Annotated in this window: 17 protein-coding genes and 1 pseudogene (1 of these 18 running past the window's edge); 11 read left to right on the top strand and 7 right to left on the bottom strand. The window is 71.7% G+C overall.

The features are described 5' to 3' along the window. Positions 1 to 12 precede the first annotated feature (12 nt). Positions 13 to 864 carry a hypothetical protein gene (locus tag OG698_RS22190; protein WP_406111213.1) on the bottom strand — a complete coding sequence of 284 codons (852 nt, stop codon included), beginning with the start codon at positions 862 to 864 and terminating at the stop codon, positions 13 to 15. A 200-nt stretch (positions 865 to 1,064) separates the two neighbouring features. Here OG698_RS22190 and OG698_RS22185 point away from each other — a divergent pair, with 200 nt between their 5' ends. From OG698_RS22185 to ilvD, 4 genes are all read left to right on the top strand, one after another. Continuing rightward, the gene (locus tag OG698_RS22185; protein ID WP_406104927.1) at positions 1,065 to 1,997 is read left to right on the top strand and encodes a Ppx/GppA family phosphatase; all 933 of its coding nucleotides are present in this window, start codon (positions 1,065 to 1,067) and stop codon (positions 1,995 to 1,997) included. Positions 1,998 to 2,148: 151 nt separating this feature from the next. Beyond that, positions 2,149 to 2,973, top strand: a complete 825-nt coding sequence (locus OG698_RS22180) for a sugar phosphate isomerase/epimerase (protein WP_356286723.1) — start codon at positions 2,149 to 2,151, stop codon at positions 2,971 to 2,973. After that, positions 2,970 to 3,602, top strand: a complete 633-nt coding sequence (locus tag OG698_RS22175; protein WP_406104926.1) for a TetR family transcriptional regulator — start codon at positions 2,970 to 2,972, stop codon at positions 3,600 to 3,602. The genes OG698_RS22180 and OG698_RS22175 overlap by 4 nt, the downstream gene beginning before the upstream one ends. Positions 3,603 to 3,755: 153 nt before the next feature. Further along, the gene (gene ilvD, locus OG698_RS22170; protein ID WP_406104925.1) at positions 3,756 to 5,609 is read left to right on the top strand and encodes a dihydroxy-acid dehydratase; all 1,854 of its coding nucleotides are present in this window, start codon (positions 3,756 to 3,758) and stop codon (positions 5,607 to 5,609) included. A 178-nt stretch (positions 5,610 to 5,787) separates the two neighbouring features. Here the strand turns inward: ilvD and OG698_RS22165 are convergent, their stop codons facing one another. Beyond that, a complete protein-coding gene (locus tag OG698_RS22165; protein WP_406104923.1) occupies positions 5,788 to 8,100 on the bottom strand; it encodes a protein kinase domain-containing protein in 2,313 nt (770 codons plus the stop codon). A gap of 158 nt (positions 8,101 to 8,258) precedes the next feature. On the opposite strand from OG698_RS22165, the gene OG698_RS22160 reads away from it, so the two are divergent. Continuing rightward, positions 8,259 to 8,597 carry a peptidase gene (locus OG698_RS22160; protein ID WP_406104921.1) on the top strand — a complete coding sequence of 113 codons (339 nt, stop codon included), beginning with the start codon at positions 8,259 to 8,261 and terminating at the stop codon, positions 8,595 to 8,597. 47 nt (positions 8,598 to 8,644) lie between these two features. On the opposite strand, the gene OG698_RS22155 is transcribed toward OG698_RS22160, so the two are convergent. After that, entirely contained in the window at positions 8,645 to 9,352 is a 708-nt protein-coding gene (locus tag OG698_RS22155) for an alpha/beta fold hydrolase (RefSeq protein ID WP_406104919.1), read from the bottom strand. A 186-nt stretch (positions 9,353 to 9,538) separates the two neighbouring features. Between OG698_RS22155 and OG698_RS22150 the strand changes: the two genes are divergently transcribed. Both OG698_RS22150 and OG698_RS22145 read left to right on the top strand, forming a co-directional pair. After that, positions 9,539 to 10,066: an EamA/RhaT family transporter gene (locus OG698_RS22150; RefSeq protein WP_406104917.1), complete on the top strand. Its 528-nt coding sequence runs from the start codon at positions 9,539 to 9,541 to the stop codon at positions 10,064 to 10,066. A gap of 110 nt (positions 10,067 to 10,176) precedes the next feature. After that, on the top strand, positions 10,177 to 10,950 hold the full coding sequence (locus tag OG698_RS22145) for a class I SAM-dependent methyltransferase (protein WP_406104915.1): 774 nt from the start codon (positions 10,177 to 10,179) through the stop codon (positions 10,948 to 10,950). 36 nt (positions 10,951 to 10,986) lie between these two features. On the opposite strand, the gene OG698_RS22140 is transcribed toward OG698_RS22145, so the two are convergent. Continuing rightward, the gene (locus tag OG698_RS22140; protein WP_406104914.1) at positions 10,987 to 12,462 is read right to left on the bottom strand and encodes a SulP family inorganic anion transporter; all 1,476 of its coding nucleotides are present in this window, start codon (positions 12,460 to 12,462) and stop codon (positions 10,987 to 10,989) included. Positions 12,463 to 12,706: 244 nt separating this feature from the next. Between OG698_RS22140 and OG698_RS22135 the strand changes: the two genes are divergently transcribed. The 3 genes from OG698_RS22135 to proC all read left to right on the top strand — a co-directional run bounded on the left by OG698_RS22135 (position 12,707) and on the right by proC (position 15,149). After that, positions 12,707 to 13,531 carry an ABC transporter ATP-binding protein gene (locus OG698_RS22135; protein ID WP_406104912.1) on the top strand — a complete coding sequence of 275 codons (825 nt, stop codon included), beginning with the start codon at positions 12,707 to 12,709 and terminating at the stop codon, positions 13,529 to 13,531. Next, complete coding sequence (locus tag OG698_RS22130; protein WP_326774655.1) at positions 13,528 to 14,265, top strand: ABC transporter permease; 738 nt, start codon at positions 13,528 to 13,530, stop codon at positions 14,263 to 14,265. The genes OG698_RS22135 and OG698_RS22130 overlap by 4 nt, the downstream gene beginning before the upstream one ends. Positions 14,266 to 14,336: 71 nt before the next feature. Further along, positions 14,337 to 15,149, top strand: coding sequence for a pyrroline-5-carboxylate reductase (gene proC / locus OG698_RS22125; RefSeq protein ID WP_399983521.1), 813 nt, complete (start codon positions 14,337 to 14,339; stop codon positions 15,147 to 15,149). A gap of 88 nt (positions 15,150 to 15,237) precedes the next feature. Here proC and OG698_RS22120 read toward each other — a convergent pair whose 3' ends face one another. Then, positions 15,238 to 15,384, bottom strand: coding sequence for a hypothetical protein (locus OG698_RS22120; protein ID WP_406104910.1), 147 nt, complete (start codon positions 15,382 to 15,384; stop codon positions 15,238 to 15,240). 182 nt (positions 15,385 to 15,566) lie between these two features. Continuing rightward, positions 15,567 to 16,163 carry a cysteine hydrolase family protein gene (locus OG698_RS22115; RefSeq protein WP_406104909.1) on the bottom strand — a complete coding sequence of 199 codons (597 nt, stop codon included), beginning with the start codon at positions 16,161 to 16,163 and terminating at the stop codon, positions 15,567 to 15,569. A gap of 119 nt (positions 16,164 to 16,282) precedes the next feature. Here OG698_RS22115 and OG698_RS22110 point away from each other — a divergent pair. Beyond that, positions 16,283 to 17,255, top strand: a pseudogene (locus OG698_RS22110) (GlxA family transcriptional regulator). A gap of 52 nt (positions 17,256 to 17,307) precedes the next feature. Here OG698_RS22110 and trpS read toward each other — a convergent pair. Beyond that, positions 17,308 to 17,798, bottom strand: the final stretch of a protein-coding gene (gene trpS / locus OG698_RS22105; protein WP_406104907.1) for a tryptophan--tRNA ligase. It continues 508 nt past the right edge of the window; 491 of the gene's 999 nt are visible here — the last part of the coding sequence; its start codon lies beyond the right edge, outside the window; the stop codon is at positions 17,308 to 17,310.

Here is a 17,798-nt window from a genome sequence, read left to right as displayed (position 1 = left end):
GGAGGCAGGGGGCTAGGAAGCGGTGGCGGGATCCGCCGGATGCGGCGCGAGCAGCGGCAGCTGGGAAGCCAGGCGCTCCTCGCACAGCTCGGCGAGGCGGTCGTAGCCCTCCTTGCCCATGAGCTCGGTCAGCTCGGGCCGGTAGGAGACGTACACCGGGTCGCCCGCGCCGTGGGCCGACGTCGCCGAGGTGCACCACCAGTGCAGGTCGTGGCCGCCCGGGCCCCAGCCGCGGCGGTCGTACTCACCGATGGACACCTGGAGCACGCGGGTGTCGTCCGGCCGGTCGATCCACTCGTAGGTCCGGCGGACCGGGAGCTGCCAGCACACGTCCGGCTTGGTCTCCAGGGGCTCGCGGCCCTCCTTGAGCGCCAGGATGTGCAGCGAGCAGCCCGCGCCGCCCTTGAAGCCGGGACGGTTCTGGAAGATGCACGAGCCGTTGTACGGGCGGGTCTGGCGCTCGCCGTCCTCGTCCTTGGAGACCCAGCCCGTCTGCGTACCGACCTCGTGGTGCTGCCAGATGTCGGGCGTGAGCCGCTCCACGAAGCCGGCCACGCGCTTCTCGTCGTCCTCGTCGGAGAAGTGGGCGCCGAGCGTGCAGCAGCCGTCGTCCGCGCGACCCGCCTGGATGCCCTGGCAGCCGCTCCCGAAGATGCAGCTCCAGCGCGAGGTCAGCCACGTCAGATCGCAGCGGAAGATCTGCTCGTCGTCCGCGGGGTCGGGGAACTCGACCCAGGCGCGGGCGAAGTCCAGACCCTTCTCGTCCGGGACGGAACCCTTCGCGGAGGCCTTTGAGGACGAGCCCTTCGCGGACGCCCCCTTTGAGCCCTTGGAGGATGCCGTCTTCGCCGATGACTCGTTCAGCGGTGACCCCTTAGTTCCTGATTCCTTCGACTTCGGCGCCTTTGACGGCTTAGTGGCCGACTTGGCTTCCTTGTCGCTCTTACCGCGCTTGTCGCTCTTGTCGGCGTTGACCTTTTTCGTCTTTGGCACGGTTCCAGGGTAAGCGCGCTGCGGTGCCCTCGGGGACTGACGCCCGCCCCAGGCGCAGTAGCGTTCCGTATATGAGACTCGGTGTCCTCGACGTGGGTTCGAACACGGTGCACTTGCTTGTGGTGGACGCGCACCCGGGCGCGCGACCGCTGCCCGCGCACTCGCACAAGGCGGAGCTGCGGCTCGCGCAGCTCCTCGACGACCGCGGCGCCATCGGCCCCGACGGCGTGGCCCGGCTGACCGCCACCGTGCGGGACGCCCTGGAGGCGGCCGAGGACAAGGGCGTCGAGGACCTCGTCCCCTTCGCCACCTCCGCCGTACGCGAGGCGAGCAACGCCGACGAGGTCCTCGCCCGGGTCAAGGAGGACACCGGCGTCGAGCTGCGCGTCCTCACCGGCGAGGAGGAGGCCCGGCTCACCTTCCTCGCGGCCCGCCGCTGGTTCGGCTGGTCGGCCGGGAAGCTGCTTGTCCTGGACATCGGCGGCGGCTCCCTCGAGATCGCGTACGGCATCGACGAGGAGCCCGACGCCGCGGTGTCGCTGCCGCTCGGGGCGGGGCGCCTGACGGCGAGCTGGCTGCCGGGCGACCCGCCGGACGCCGCGGACATCAAGGCGCTGCGCCGGCACGTGCGGGCGCAGATCGCGCGCTCGGTCGGGGAGTTCACGCGCTTCGGCAAACCCGATCACGTCGTCGCCACGTCCAAGACGTTCAAGCAGCTCGCGCGCCTGGCCGGAGCGGCCCGCTCCACCGAGGGTCTGTACGTCCAGCGGGACCTGAAGCGCAAGTCCCTGGAGGACTGGGTGCCGCGCCTCGCCGCGATGACGGAGGCGGAGCGCGCCGAGCTCCCCGGGGTCTCGGAGGGTCGAGCGGGCCAGCTGCTCGCGGGCGCGCTGGTGGCCGAGGGGGCCATGGACCTGTTCGGGGTGGAAACCCTGGAGGTCTGCCCTTGGGCGCTCCGGGAGGGCGTGATCCTCAGGCGGCTCGACCACATGCCGGGGGTCTGACGGGGCGTGCCGCGGGCCGGGTCGCGGTCACGGGCACCCGGGCCGCTGTGGCTCCCGCCACAGCCCGGGGCCGCCGAATTGAGGCGCACCCCACAGCGCCCGCCAGCCGACCACCTCCCCGGGGCTCAGCCGGGGCCCGTACTCTGTCTCCGTGGCAGAACCAGTGGTGCGCATCCCGGATGCGAAGGTCGCCCTGTCGACGGCCTCGGTCTATCCGGAGTCGACGGCGACGGCCTTCGAGATCGCGGCACGCCTGGGCTACGACGGCGTCGAGGTCATGGTCTGGACCGACCCCGTCAGCCAGGACATCGAGGCCCTGCGCCGGCTATCCGACTACCACCAGGTCCCGATCCTCGCCGTGCACGCGCCCTGTCTGCTGATCACGCAGCGCGTCTGGTCCACCGACCCGTGGACAAAGCTCCAGCGCGCGAAGTCGGCGGCCGAGAAGCTCGGCGCGTCCACGGTCGTCGTCCACCCGCCCTTCCGCTGGCAGCGCCAGTACGCACGCGACTTCGTCGACGGCATCTGGCGCATGGCCGACGAGACGGAAGTCCGCTTCGCTGTCGAGAACATGTACCCCTGGCGCTACCGCGACCGCGAGATGCTCGCGTACGCCCCCGACTGGGACGTCACCAAGGACGACTACCGGCACTTCACGATCGACCTCAGCCACACCGCGACGGCCCGCACCGACGCGATGTCGATGATCGACCGCATGGGCGACCGCCTCGGCCACGTCCACCTCGCCGACGGCGGCGGCTCCAGCAAGGACGAGCACCTGGTCCCCGGCCGCGGCACGCAGCCCTGCGCCGAGCTCCTGGAGCGCCTCGCCCTGACCGGCTTCGACGGGCACGTCGTCATCGAGGTCAATACCCGCCGCGCCATGTCCAGCGCCGAACGTGAGGCCGACCTCGCCGAGGCACTCGCCTTCACCCGGCTCCACCTCGCGTCGTCGGTCCGGGTCCCCCGCTCATGACCGACCCGGACGTTCCTCCCGTACGCCGAAGGGGGCGGCCCTCCCGTACGCAGACGGAGGCGGCCGGCCCCGCGACCCGCGACCGCATCCTGGAGGCGGCCCGCGCGGAGTTCTCCGAGCGTGGCTACGAGAAGACGTCGGTACGCGGCATCGCCAAGGCGGCGGGCGTGGACGCGGCGCTGGTGCACCACTACTTCGGTACGAAGGAGCAGGTCTTCGAGGCATCCGTCGAGGTCGCCTTCGCCCCCGCCCTGAACGCGCCGGCCGCCATCGAGGACGGCCCGACGGACGGCGTCGGCGAGCGCCTCACCCGCTTCATCTTCTCCGTGTGGGAGAACCCGGCGACCCGTGCCCCGCTCCTCGCGATCGTCCGCTCGGCCGTGAACAACGAGACCGCGGCGGCCGTCTTCCGGCGCCTGGTCGCCGTACAGCTGCTGCGGAAGATCGCCGGGCAGCTCGACCTGCCGTCCGAGGAGGCCGAGCTCAGGGCGGAGCTGGCGGCGGCGCAGCTCGTGGGGGTCGCGATGCTGCGGTACGTGATCAAGGTGGAACCGCTGGCGTCGGCCGACATGGAGCGGATCGTCGAGCGGGTGGCGCCGGTGGTGCAGGGACATCTGACGGGGGAGTGACGAGGCCTCCGGCCGGCTGGACGGGACGTACAGCGAGACGCCCGTCCCGCATTCCGGACACCCTGTCCGGATCCTGGATCGGCGGCGTACGCTCGATAGCAGCCCTATCTGCCGCACGGGCCCGTATGCGGGCCCTTGAAGGAGCGAGCGACGATGCCCGAGCTGAGGTCCCGCACAGTCACCCATGGACGCAACATGGCGGGCGCGCGCGCCCTTATGCGCGCCTCCGGGGTACCCGGTGCGGACATCGGCCGGAAGCCGATCATCGCCGTGGCCAACTCGTTCACCGAGTTCGTGCCCGGCCACACCCACCTGCAGCCGGTCGGCCGCATCGTCTCCGACGCGATCACGGCGGCGGGCGGCATCGCACGCGAGTTCAACACGATCGCCGTCGACGACGGCATCGCGATGGGCCACGGCGGCATGCTCTACTCGCTCCCCTCCCGCGACCTGATCGCGGACAGCGTCGAGTACATGGTCGAGGCGCACTGCGCCGACGCCCTGATCTGCATCTCGAACTGCGACAAGATCACGCCCGGCATGCTGATGGCGGCCCTGCGCCTGAACATCCCGACGGTCTTCGTCTCCGGCGGTCCGATGGAGTCCGGCCGCGCCACCCTGGTCGACGGCACCGTCCGCACGCTCGACCTGGTCGACGCGATCTCCGACGCCGTGAACGACAAGATCTCGGACGAGGACATCCTCCGTATCGAGGAGAACGCCTGTCCGACCTGCGGTTCCTGTTCCGGCATGTTCACGGCCAACTCCATGAACTGCCTGACGGAGGTCATCGGCCTCTCCCTCCCCGGCAACGGCTCGGTCCTCGCGACGCACACGGCCCGCAAGGCGCTGTACGAGAACGCGGCCCGCACCGTCATGGACATCACGCGCCGCTACTACGAGGAGGACGACGAGTCGGTCCTGCCGCGTAACGTCGCCACCTTCGCGGCCTTCCAGAACGCCATGGCCCTCGACATCGCCATGGGCGGCTCCACCAATACGATTCTGCACCTGCTGGCCGCCGCGCAGGAGGCGGGCGTCGCCTTCGGCCTGGACGAGATCAACGAGGTCTCGCGCCGCGTGCCGTGCCTCGCCAAGGTCGCGCCGAACGTGGCGAAGGACCGCACGTACTACATGGAGGACGTGCACCGCGCCGGCGGCATCCCCGCCCTCCTCGGCGAGCTGTACCGGGCCGGCCTCCTGAACGAGGACGTCCACTCCGTCCACAGTCCGTCGCTGTCCGACTGGCTGAAGACGTGGGACGTGCGCGGGGGCTCCCCGTCCGCGGAGGCCGTCGAGATGTGGCACGCGGCCCCCGGCTGCGTCCGCTCGGCGGAGGCGTTCTCCCAGTCGGAGCGCTGGGAGGCGCTCGACGTGGACGCCGAGAACGGCTGCATCCGGTCCGCCGAGCACGCGTACTCGAAGGACGGCGGCCTGGCGGTCCTCAAGGGCAACCTGGCGGTCGACGGCTGCGTCGTGAAGACGGCGGGCGTCGACGAGTCGATCTGGACCTTCGAGGGTCCGGCGGTCGTCTGCGAATCGCAGGAGGCAGCCGTCGACAAGATCCTCAAGAAGGAGATCACGCACGGCGACGTCGTGGTCATCCGCTACGAGGGCCCCAAGGGCGGCCCCGGCATGCAGGAGATGCTCTACCCGACGTCGTTCCTCAAGGGCCGCGGCCTCGGCAAGACCTGCGCCCTGATCACGGACGGCCGCTTCTCCGGCGGCACGTCGGGCCTGTCCATCGGCCACGCCTCGCCCGAGGCGGCGTCCGGCGGCACGATCGCCCTGGTCCAGGACGGCGACCGTATCCGCATCGACATCCCGAACCGCTCGATCGAACTCCTCGTCCCCGACGCGGAGCTGGCCACCCGCCGCGAGGCCCTGAACGGCGTCTACGCCCCGGTCGCCCGGGAACGCAAGGTCTCGGCGGCGCTGCGCGCGTACGCCGCGATGGCCACGAGCGCGGACAAGGGCGCGGTGCGGGACGTCTCGAAGCTGGGCTGAGGACCGGCTGCCGCCGGATGAGGCGGTGGCGTGACTCTGTCCGGGCCCGCAGTGGCCGGTGCCACTGCCACTGCCGAAACCGATGCTGATGTGAGCCCGCCCGGCGGCGATTTCGCTGCCGGGCGGGCTTATGTCTGTACGGCGACTGTCCCTGACCTGAGTGTCGCCCCGGCCCACGTCACCAGCGCCCGGGCTCCCGCCCGTCCACCCCGAACACACTCCCGTCCGGCGCACTCCCGTAGACGCGCCCTCCCTCACCCACGACGGGCGCGGGCAACTCCCCGACCACCCGCCCCGGTTCACTCCCGAGCCGGGGGCGCGTCTGACCCAGGGGCTTGCCGGTACGGGCGTCGGTGGCGAGGAGGCGGCCGTCGGGGGCGGTGAGGTAGAGCGACCGGTCCGACACGACGGGCCGCGAGGGGCGGCTGACCGAGGTCTCCAGGCGCCAACTGACCGCGTCCTGCGGCCTCGTCGCCGTGGTGTCGACGGCGACGAGTGAGCCGCCGGCTCCGTATACGTAGGCGATGCCGCCGCTCTCCGTGGCCTCGGCCTGGTCCGCGGGCGTCGTCAGGGGGAAGCGGTGTGCGGTCCGGTCGCCGGTGTCGAGCCGCACGACGGCGTCCACCAGGAGGTCCGTGTCGGTGGACAGCAGGTACACGGCTCCGTCCGATGCGCCGAAGGGGCTGAGGCTGCCCGCTGCCCGGACGGCCCACCGCACGGCGCCCCCGTGGGCGTCGATCGCGCTGACCGACGTGGTGCTTCCGTCGGCGGACGCCGTCACGGCGAAGAAGTCGCCGTCGCCGCCCGGTCCAGCGATCCACTGGGTGCCGAGGCCGCCGACGCGCTTCGTCCACCGCGGCTCGCCGGTCGCGCTGTTCAGGGCGCGGACGGTACCGCCCGATCCGATCAGCAGCGTCGTGTCCACGCCGTGCTCCACGGCCTCGTACGCGGACGCGTCGACGTCCCAACGCTCCTCGCCCGTACGGGGATCCAGTGCCCTGATCCGGCCGTCGTCCACCAGGTGCAGCAGTCCTCCGGACAGCGTGGGCGCAGCCGGAGTGGACCGCTGCGCGGTCGTGCCGGAAGGGTGCCGCTCGCGGGGCGCGGCCGAGGCCCACACGACGTGACCGTTCAGCGGGTCGAGCCGGGTCGTCCTGCCGCCGCCGCTGGCGCAGTAGAGGGCGCCCGGCCCGGAGGCGCACGCCGGGGCGGTGTCGCTCGCTCCACCGAGGTTCTTGTGCCAGGGCTGGAAGGATCCGGCTTGCCGCACGGCCGTTCCGCCGGAGTCGGTCCCGCCACCGCCTTGCGCCGTGTACAGCGCGATGCCTGCGCCGACCGCTGCCAGCGCGAGTACGGCTCCCGCCGTCAGTGCCCGGCGGCGACGGTGCCGCGGTGACTTCGGCGTGGCTCTTTGGCTCGGCCGCGGGTGGGTGGGCTGGTCCGCCCGCGACGCGGGGGAGTCCTGGCCGGCGGGTGTGGATGTGGGCGCGGGCCGGTCCTGGCGGCGGATCCGTCGGGTCCACTGGGTGCTCTGCCCGCGTCCGCCGTCCGCGTCCGGCTGCCTGTCCGTGTCCCGCTGCCCGCTCGGGCGCCGCTGGGCGGGTATGAACGCACCGGCCCCGGAACCCGCTGCCCCAGCACCGGTCCCGGTTCCCGTCCCGGCCGGGGAAGGCTGCCGCAGCGCCTCCATGATCTCGGCGGGCAGAGGTCGCTCCCCGGGTTCCTTCGCGAGGCAACGCCTGATCAACGGCGCGAGGTCCTCGGGCACCCCCGCCAAGTCCGGCTCGTTGTGCACGACTTGGTACGCGACGATGTACGGGCTGTTCGAGTCGAAGGGCCCACGCCCCGTCGCCGCGTGGGCCAGCACGGCGCCCATGGCGAACACATCCGCGGCGGGTCCCACTTCACGCGGCCGCTGGAACTGCTCTGGCGCCATGAACGGCGGCGAGCCGATCAACTTGCCCGTCTCGGTACGCAGATCGCTGTCCGTCGGGCGGGAGATGCCGAAGTCGATGACTTTCGGTCCGTCGGCGGCGAGGAGGACGTTGCTCGGCTTGAGGTCGCGGTGCACGACGCCGACACGATGGATGTCGCGCAGCGCCTCGGCGAGCCCCGCACCCAGCCTGCGTACGTCGTCGGACGCCAGCGCGCCGTTCCGCTTCACCCGCTCGGCGAGCGTGTCGCCGGGGATGAACAGCGTGGCCATCCACGGCAGTTCGGCATTCGGATCGGCGTCGACCACCGGCGCGGTGAAGGCGCCACTGACCCGTCGCGCGGCGTTCACCTCTTGCCGGAAACGGGCCCTGAACTCGGGATCCGCCGCGTACTCGGCATGTACGACCTTGATGGCGAGACGCAGCCCCGAAGCGGACGTCGCCAGGTGCACCACACCCATGCCGCCCGCGCCGAGGCATGACTCAAGACGGTACTGCCCGGCGTACTCAGGATGTTCCGCTTCCCGGCCCGGCCCGGTGCTGCGCAGCGGCGGCATCGCCCACCCCCGTGTCTGTGTCCGCAAGCGCGACGCACGGAGCCTAGTCGATGGTGCGTGCGATGTCGGAGGGGCTTGCTAGCCTGCGCGGGTCGCGCGACACGTACGCGTGTCCAGAGATGTCAGAGACGTCAGAGTGATCAACGGGGGAGACCGGCATGGCTGTTGAGGACGGGGCGGGAACGGTTGAGGGCATCGCGGCGGATGAGGCCGGGGGCACGGCGGAGGAGCTGAGCGCCGACGCGCTCGCCATCCGCTACCCGGTCGCCCCGGGAGTCCGCCTGAAGGTACGCAGCGGCCCCGGCACCCACTACCAGCTGGTCAAGGTCCTGCCGCTCGACGCCCGGGTGCCGATCAACTGCCAGAAGCCGGGCGAGAGCATCAGCGGCACATACGGCACGACGAACCTCTGGGACAACATCGCCAATGGTCAGTACGTGTCGGACGCGTATGTGAAGACAGGCAACGACGGTTACGTGGCCCCGCGCTGCGCGTAGTCGATGGCGGGCGGGGGCCTCTGGCTCCCGCCCTTCAACCGTCCTGGCTACCGCTGCTCGCCCCCCGCCTCCTCAAGAAGAATCCGCGCCAGCTCCCGCGGCCGGGAGAACATCGGCCAGTGCCCCGTGTCCATCTCCCGCAGCCGCCAGCCCTCGCCGCGCAGCAGCTCGGCCACATCATCACTCGGCTCGGGCCCGTCGAGCAGGCACTTGATGTACGTCGCCGGCAGCTCGCCCAGCGGGCGGGAGAGCACGGCCGGCTCCGACAGGGACGCCCCCGGGTGCGGAGTGGCCCCGCTCACGATCCGCGCGATCTGCGCATCGTCGAGCCCCTGCCCCTCGTACTCGGGCGCAGTCAGCGGCGGCCAGTCACCATCGTTCGCGGCGAGTACGGCCTCCAGCGCCGCCGGCCCCTGCCACCACGCGGACACGAAGGACTCCCCGTCCGCCGGCACACTCGAGTCGACGAACACCACGCGCCTCAGCCGGTCACCGATCCGCTCGGCGGCCTGACCGACCGGGATGCCCGCGTAGCTGTGCCCGACCAGCACGACATCGCGCAGTCCGAGGCGCTCCACCTCGTCGACGATGTCCTGGACATGGGTCTTCTGCCCTGCCGGAACGCCCTGCTTGTCGGCGACCCCGGTGAGCGTCACGGCGTGCGCGCCATGCCCCGCCTCGCGCAGGTCCGGCACCACGTCGTCCCACGCCCACGCCCCGAGCCACGCCCCTGCGACCAGTACGTAATCCGTCATACGGGCAATGTAGGGGAGGGGTCTGACAATCCACCACCCGCCCGGACCCGCCCGGACCCGCCCGGACCCGCCCGGACCCGCCCGGACCCGCCCGGACCCGCCCGGACCCGCCCGGCGCCACCCGAGCCCCACCCGAGCCCGACCTCCGGACCCGAAGCCGTCGCCGGAGCCCGCCATAATCGACCTGTGAGCGACGAATCCGGCACCCCCAGCCCCGGCCCCGAGACCCCGGAAGCAGTCGGCGGCATCCCCGCAGGCCCCCAGCCCGAGGAGATCCGTTTCTTCGGCCGGACCTGGGTCGAGCACGACGGCGGCTACACCTGGCGCCGCGCCGCGGTCGGCGCGGGCGCGCTCGTCGGCGCGGCGGCCGGCTGTTTCGTGCTGCGCTTCGCGTACGAGGGCCTGGCCATCGCCGACGTCGGCTCCTTCGTGAACGTACTCGTCGTCCTGATGTTCGCGATCTGCAGCGCCCTCGCTTTCCGCCGCACGTGGGACGGCTTCTCCAAGCGCCCGGACCCCGAGGCGCAGGCGTCCCTGCGCGGCTTCATGTCGATCGGCTTCGTCGGCGTACTGCTCGCGTACTGCCTGCGCTGCTTCTCCGAGGCCCCGGGCGAGAAACTCCGCAGGCAGGAGTACGCGACCGCCCGCGAACAGTACGAACGCCGCAGCACCCGCCGCACCGGCAACCCGTCGAAGAAGAAGCGCAAGGGCTGACACACCCCCGGGCGCAAACACAGCCCCCACGCACGCACGGGCGACGGGGTACCGCCCGAGCCGCACACCACGTACTGACGAGAGTCCCCCGCGCAGGACAGGATGGTGGCATGACCACCGCCTCGCGCGCCCACTCGTTCAACATCGCCGCCGCCCAGTACGCCGCGAACCGCCCGTCCTACCCGCCCGCCCTCCTCGACGCCGTCGAGGAAGCCGCCGGACGGTCCCTCGCCGGCGCCGGAGTGGCCGACGTAGGCGCGGGCACCGGCATCTCGACCGCCCTCCTGCACGCGCGCGGCGCGCGCGTGGTCGCCGTCGAACCGGGCGAGGGCATGGCGGTCGAGTTCCGCCAGGCGCTGCCCGGCGTGCCGATCGTGCGGGGCGACGGCAACGCCCTCCCGCTCGCCGACGCCTCCCTCGACCTCCTCACCTACGCCCAGTCGTGGCACTGGACCGAGCCGGCCCGCTCGGCCCCCGAGGCGATGCGGGTCCTGCGCCCGGGCGGCGCGCTCGCGCTGTGGTGGAACACCGTTGCCCTCGACGTCCCGTGGATCGCCGCGCAGCACGAGCGCATCGCGCGCCACGTGGGCGTGGAGACGGGCGCCAGGCAGCGCCCCGACGAGGCCCGCGCCATTGAACTGTCGGGCCTTGCCGGCCTGCCGGGCCGGGGCGAGGTCACGCTGCGCCATCTGCGGTGGAGCCGGCATGTCCCGCTGGACACGCACCTCGCCAACATCGGCAGCCACTCGGCGTTCCTCGTCCTCGAAGAGGGCGACGCGCAGGCCTTCCTCACCGAGGAGCGCGCCCGGGTCGGCGAGCTCTTCCCGGACGGCACGGTGGAGGAGACCTACGTGGTCGAACTCCTGGTGGCCATCCGCACCTGACCCACAGCCACTACGAGGTCGGCCGCACCCACAACCTCACGACACCGTCGTCCGCACCCGCCCCGCCACCCACCCCTCCAACGCCGTGGCGCACGCGTGATCGAGATGCCTCAGCCCGTCCAGCTCCAGCCGCACGTCCCGGTCGGCAGGCAACGCCTCCAGTGCGTCGAGCAGCTTCGGCAGCCGCAGAAACGTGGCGTTGCCGGCCACCCGTACGACCAGCCCGGCCGCCCCCCGGTCCTCGGTCCTGACTTGTACGTGGCTGATGTCCCACGCCGTCTTCGCGACGGCCAGCGCGAGCCCCACCAGCACCCCTTCGAAGAGATTCGTGGCGACGATCGCGAACGCCGTCACCGCGAGCACCACCGCCTCGCCCCGATGCTCACGCCACAGTGGCACCAACTCCCGTACCGGCACCAGCTTGCAGCCCGCATGCACCAGGAGCCCCGCGAGCGCCGCCACCGGAATCAGCCCCAGCGCGGCGGGCAACACGGCCGCGAACAGCAGCAGCCACACCCCGTGCAGGATCCGCGACGCCTTGGTCCGCGCCCCGGCCCGCACATTGGCAGCGCTCCGCACGATCACAGCGGTCATGGGCAGCCCACCGAGCACCCCGCACACCGTGTTCCCGGCGCCCTGGGCGATCAGCTCCTTGTCGTAGTCCGTCCGCGGCCCGCGGTGCAGCCGGTCCACGGCCGCCGCGCTGAACAGGGACTCCGCGGACGCGATCAGCGCGAACGCGAGGACCGTGCCGACGACCCCGGCCTGCGTCAGCAGCCCCGCACTCGCCGGCGAGGGCAGCTGCACCGCGTCGAACAGCCCGCGCACCTCCACCCGTCGGACCGGTAACCCGAACGCCCCGGTCACCACGGCCGCCAGCCCGATCGCGGCCAGCGGCGCGGGCAGCAGCCGCGCCGCCCGCCGCCGGCGGGGCCACAGCACCAGTACGAGGACGGTCCCGACGCCGACCGCGAGCGCGACGGGATCCGACGCACCGGGCAGCGCCGCGAGCCCGAGCACCTTGCCCACCCCGCTCGCGGGCACGGACGCGGCGTCCCCCATCGCGTACACCTGACCTGCGACGAGTACGAGGCCGATCCCCGCGAGCATCCCCTGCACGACGGCGACGGACACGGCCCGGAACCACCGCCCGAGCCGCAGCACCCCCAGCCCGATCTGGAGGAGCCCGGTGGCCGCCACCAGGACGCCGAGCGCGGCGGGGCCATGGGTGTGCACGGCCTCGTGGACGAGGACGGTCAGCCCGGCCGCCGGCCCGCTGACCTGCAGGCTGCTGCCGGGCAGCGCCCCGGCGACGAGCCCGCCGACGATGCCCGTGATCAGCCCGAGCTCGGCCGGCACCCCGGAGGCGACGGCGACACCGACACACAACGGGAGCGCGACAAGAAAGACGACGAGGGACGCGCCCAGATCGGCACGGGGGAGGGAGAGACGGGCGAGGGAACGGGAAACAGCCACCTGACGGACATGACGTGCCTGACGAACGGGACGCATCTGGAGCGCACCTCCGGGGGAGATGCGTGGGCGCCGGCAGTGGGGGAGACCCCGGCACTGAAATCCATTGTCACCTAAGGGAGTTGAGGACGGGCCGAACTGCCGTTACGTCCCGATGTCCCCTGAAGCGCGGAGTCACCCGCCCGCGGACGTCCCGCTTCCGGTCAACCCCACGAGCGCCGGCGCCGCCAATGCGCCCCCAAGACGCTTGACGGCCCGGCCTCAGCGGAGGAATATTCATCACATGATGAATATTCCCGAGAGGTCATCCTCCCCGGATCCCTCCCCCTCTCCCGCCGCTTCGCCGGAACCCCCGGCGGCCGCCGTACACGCCGCCGGCCTCACCGTCGTCCGAGGCCCCCGACCCGTCCTGCACGCCCTGAACTTCGCCGTGCCCCGAGGTCAGATCACCGGTCTCCTCGGCCCCTCGGGCTGCGGCAAGTCCACGCTCATGCGGGCGATCGTCGGAACCCAGGCCAAGGTCACCGGCACGCTCACCGTCCTCGGCCGCCCGGCGGGCTCCGCGGAACTCCGCTCCCGCATCGGATACGTCACCCAAGCCCCCTCCGTATACGCCGACCTGACGGTCCGCCAGAACCTGGACTACTTCTCGGCAGTACTCCAGCCCGGCCGCGCCTCCGCCTCCCACCGCCGCGACGACGTCGCCCGCGTCATCGCCGAAGTGGACCTGACCTCCCACGCCGACGCCCTGGCAGGCAACCTCTCGGGCGGCCAGCTCAGCCGCGTCTCCCTCGCCGTCGCCCTCCTCGGCACCCCCGAACTCCTCGTCCTCGACGAACCGACCGTCGGCCTCGACCCCGTCCTGCGCCGCGACCTGTGGAACCTCTTCCACTCCATCGCCGCCGAACGCGGCGCCACGCTCCTCGTCTCCTCCCACGTGATGGACGAGGCCGAACGCTGCCACCGCCTCCTCCTCATGCGCGAAGGCGAGATCCTCGCCGACGACAGCCCCGACGCCCTGCGGGCCGCCACCGGCGCCGACACCGTCGAAGACGCCTTCCTCCACCTCGTCGACCAGGCCAACACCCTCCAGCGGAGCCCCCGATGAACGCAGCCCGCACCCTCGCCACCGCAGCCCGAGTCCTGCGCCAGCTCCGCCACGACCCGCGCTCCATCGCCCTGATGCTGCTCGTCCCGTGCGTGATGCTCTTCCTGCTCCGCTACGTCTTCGACGGCAGCCCCGGCACCTTCGACTCCATCGGCGCCTCCCTCCTCGGCATCTTCCCGCTCATCACGATGTTCCTGGTCACGTCCATCGCCACCCTGCGCGAACGCACCTCGGGCACCCTCGAACGCCTCCTCGCGATGCCCCTCGGCAAGGGCGACCTCATCGCCGGCTACGCCCTCGCCTTCGGCGCCCTCGCGGTCGTCCAGTCCGTCCTGGCGACTGCCCTCGCCCTGTGGGGCCTCGGTCTCGACGTCACCGGTTCCGCCTGGCTCCTGCTCCTGGTCGCCCTCCTCGACGCCCTGCTCGGCACCGCCCTCGGCCTCTTCGTCTCCGCCTTCGCGGCCTCCGAGTTCCAGGCCGTCCAGTTCATGCCGGCGGTGATCTTCCCCCAGCTGCTCCTGTGCGGCCTGTTCATCGCGCGCGACAAGATGCAGCCCGTCCTCGAAGCGATCTCCAACGTCCTCCCCATGTCGTACGCCGTCGACGGCATGAACGAAGTCCTCCGCCACACCGACCTCACCGCCGACTTCATCCGCGACGCGGCCGTCGTCGCCGGCTGTGCCGTCCTCGTCCTGGCCCTCGGCGCCGCAACTCTCCGCCGCCGTACGGCCTGACCGCCGCCGATGCGAGGATGACCCCGACGGACGCAACCGCACCGAACCCCGCGCCCCGAAGGGTGGCCTCCATGCCCCAGCAGCACGTCGCAGTCCTCGGCACCGGAAAGATCGGCGAGGCCCTGCTCAGCGGAATGATCCGAGCGGGCTGGGCCCCGGCCAACCTCCTGGTCACGGCCCGCCGCCCGGAACGCGCCGAAGAGCTCCGCATCCGCTACGGCGTCACCCCCGTCAGCAACGCGGAAGCCGCCAAGCAGGCCGACACCCTGATCCTCACGGTCAAGCCCCAGGACATGGGCGCGCTCCTCACGGAACTCGCCCCGCACCTCCCCGCCGACCGCCTGGTCATCAGCGGCGCGGCGGGCATCCCCACCACCTTCTTCGAGGAGCGTCTGCCCGAAGGCACCCCCGTCGTGCGCGTCATGACGAACACGCCCGCCCTCGTCGACGAGGCCATGTCCGTCATCTCCGCCGGCTCCCACGCCACGGCCGCCCACCTCGCCCACGCCGAGGAGATCTTCGGCGGCGTCGGCAAGACGCTCCGCGTGCCCGAGTCCCAGCAGGACGCCTGCACCGCCCTGTCAGGCTCGGGCCCGGCGTACTTCTTCTACCTGGTCGAGGCCATGACCGACGCGGGAATTCTGCTCGGCCTGCCCCGCGACAAGGCCCACGACCTGATCGTCCAGTCCGCGATCGGCGCCGCGACGATGCTCCGCGACAGCGGCGAGCACCCCGTCAAGCTCCGGGAAAACGTCACCTCCCCCGCCGGCACCACCATCAACGCCATCCGCGAACTCGAGAATCACGGAGTCCGCGCGGCCATGATCGCCGCCCTGGAAGCCGCCCGGGACCGCAGCCGAGAACTGGCCTCCGGCAACAGCTGACCCACCGACCTACGCCCTCCACCGCCGCCCGCGCCCGAGTGCTGCGCGGGTGGCGCCGTGAGAAGGACGGGCGATGCGAGAGCAGCCCTCACACGGCGCTGCGGTCCATCAGTGAGAAGAACGCGTCACGGACGACCTCGAAGGGGTTCTCCAGTAGTGCGGCGAGGTCCGCGATATCGCTCGGGGTCAGTCCCTGGAGTTGATCGCGGCGGCAATGAACATCGCCACCCGGCACCGATCCTCACCGGCACTGATCCCCCCACCCGCGCTGGACGGTCATGCCTGAGGCGTCCGCGCCGGACGGTCATGCCCGAGGCGCCCGCGCTGGACGGTCATGCCTGAGGCGTCCGCGCCGGACGGTCATGCCCGAGGCGCCCGCGCCGGACGGTCATGCCCGAGGCGCCCGCGCCCAACTCGTCACACGCGAAGCGCCCCCGCCCAAGCCACGACCTCCGTCGTCGTGACCACCCGGGCGAAGCCGCCCCCGTGGAGTGAGACCGCCGAGGCCTGCGCCAGCTCCTCCGCTGTGCGGTGCCAGCCGAACGGGCCCTCCAGGTCGAAGGTGTGCGTCGCGTCCAACGCGAACAGCACCTCGTACCCCAGATTCCCGCCCATCCGCGCCGTCGTCTCCGCGCACATGTTGGTCTGGATCCCGGCCACCACCAACTGCCCGATGCCGGCAGCCCTGAGCCACGCGTCCAGGTCCGGTGTCCCGTAGAACGCCGAGTTCACGGACTTCGTCACCAGGAGCTCCGCCCCATCCCCCTTCCCACGCCGCCCCTCCACGTACTCCTTGAAGCCGTTCCCGGCATGCCCTGGCCGCAACGGCGACTGCGGCTTCGGCGAGTCATGCCGCACGAATACGACCGGCCGCCCTGTCGACTGCCACGCGTCGATCAGTGACGCGATGTTCTCGTCAGCCTCAGGGTTGTTCCGCGGTCCCCAGAATCCCTCCTCCTCGAATCCCTTCTGCACGTCCACCACGATCAGCGCTGCGTTGTCTGCGATCTCCATGCCCACGATGCTCCCGCCCGGAGCGCGCCCGCCCCAGAGGTACAGAAGACAGCGATCGATGGTTTACTGCCACCGTGCCGCACGCAGACCCGCACTCACCCCCGCACCCCACCCAGCGCATCGCCCTCCTCGCCTTCCCCGGCATCAGGGCCTTCGACGTCTCCCGTCATCACCGAGGTCTGGGGCACCGACCGCACCGACCGCGGCGTCCCCGCCTTCGACCTGCGCCGCATCGCCGAAGACCGCACGCCCGTCCCCATGCGAGGCGGACTCACCCTCACCCCCGATCGCACCCTCACCTGGCTGACACGCCTCGCGCCCGCCACCGACCTGCTCGTCGTCCCCGGCCTCGACGACCACCTCACCCCCGCGCCCGAACCGGTCCTCGAGTCCCTGCGCCGCGCCCACGCCCGCGGCGTCACCATCGCCGCCCTCTGCGGCGGCGCCTTCACACTCGCCCAAGCCGGCCTACTGGACGGCCGCCGCGCGATCACCCACTGGAACCTCGTCGACCTGCTCCGCGCCCATCACCCCCTGGTCACCGTCGAACCCGACGCCCTCTTCATCGAGGACGACAACATCTGGACCGCCGCAGGCACAGCCGCCGGCATCGATCTCTGCCTGCACCTCGTCCGCAGGACCCACGGCGCGGAGACCGCCGCCACCATCGCCCGATCGATGGTCACGGCCCCCTTCCGCACCGGAACGCAGGCCCAGTTCATCGAGCACCCCACTCCACGAGCCGACCGCGACGCCGATGCGCTCACCTCCGTACGCGCATACGCACTCCAGCACCTCCACGAACCGCTCACCGTCGCGGGCCTCGCCGCCCGCGCCGGCATGTCCCCGCGCTCGTTCGCCCGTCACTTCACCGCAGCGACCGGCACCACCCCGCTGCGCTGGCTCCTGGACCAGCGCATGGCGGCAGCGCAGAAACTGCTCGAACGCACCGACCTCCCCATGCCCGAAGTCGCACGTCGCGCGGGCTTCGGCAGCGAGGTCACGATGCGCCAGCACTTCGCATCGCGCCTCGCCACCAGCCCACGCTCCTACCGGGCCTCATTCGCCCAGCGGCCCGTCACCCCCTCCTAAGGAGGGCCCTCCTAAGAACGGCCCTCCTTAGGACGCCCCTATATAGGGACGCTTAGGCAGCGGGAAGCAGTCCGATCGCCCGATAGGCGGCGTCCACGGTTGGCTTCGCCGTCTCCCTCGCCCGCTCAGCACCCCGCCGCAACACCTCCTCTACATACGCGAGATCCGCAACCAGTTCCTTGTGCTTCTTCTGCAGGGGCGCCAGAAGCTCCACCACGGCCTCCGCGGTCGCCTTCTTCAGCGCGCCATACGACTCATATACACCGCTCAGGCTCTCCGGGTTCCCACCCTCACAAGCGGCCAGAATCTCCAGCAGATTCGACACCCCGGGCTTGGCCTCACGGTCGTACTCGACCTCCGAGCCGCTGTCCGTCACCGCCCGCAGGATCTTCTTCCTCACGACGTCCGGCTCGTCGAGGAGATAGACGATCCCGGCGCCGTTGTCGTGCGACTTCCCCATCTTGGAAGTCGGGTCCTGGAGGTCCATGACCCGCGCCGCGACCGCGGGCGGCGTCGCCCGCGGCACCACGAAGGTGTACCCGT

Source organism: Streptomyces sp. NBC_01003 (genome assembly GCF_045162695.1).
Classification (GTDB): domain Bacteria; phylum Actinomycetota; class Actinomycetes; order Streptomycetales; family Streptomycetaceae; genus Streptomyces.
This window is presented reverse-complemented; position numbering and strand designations above follow the sequence as displayed.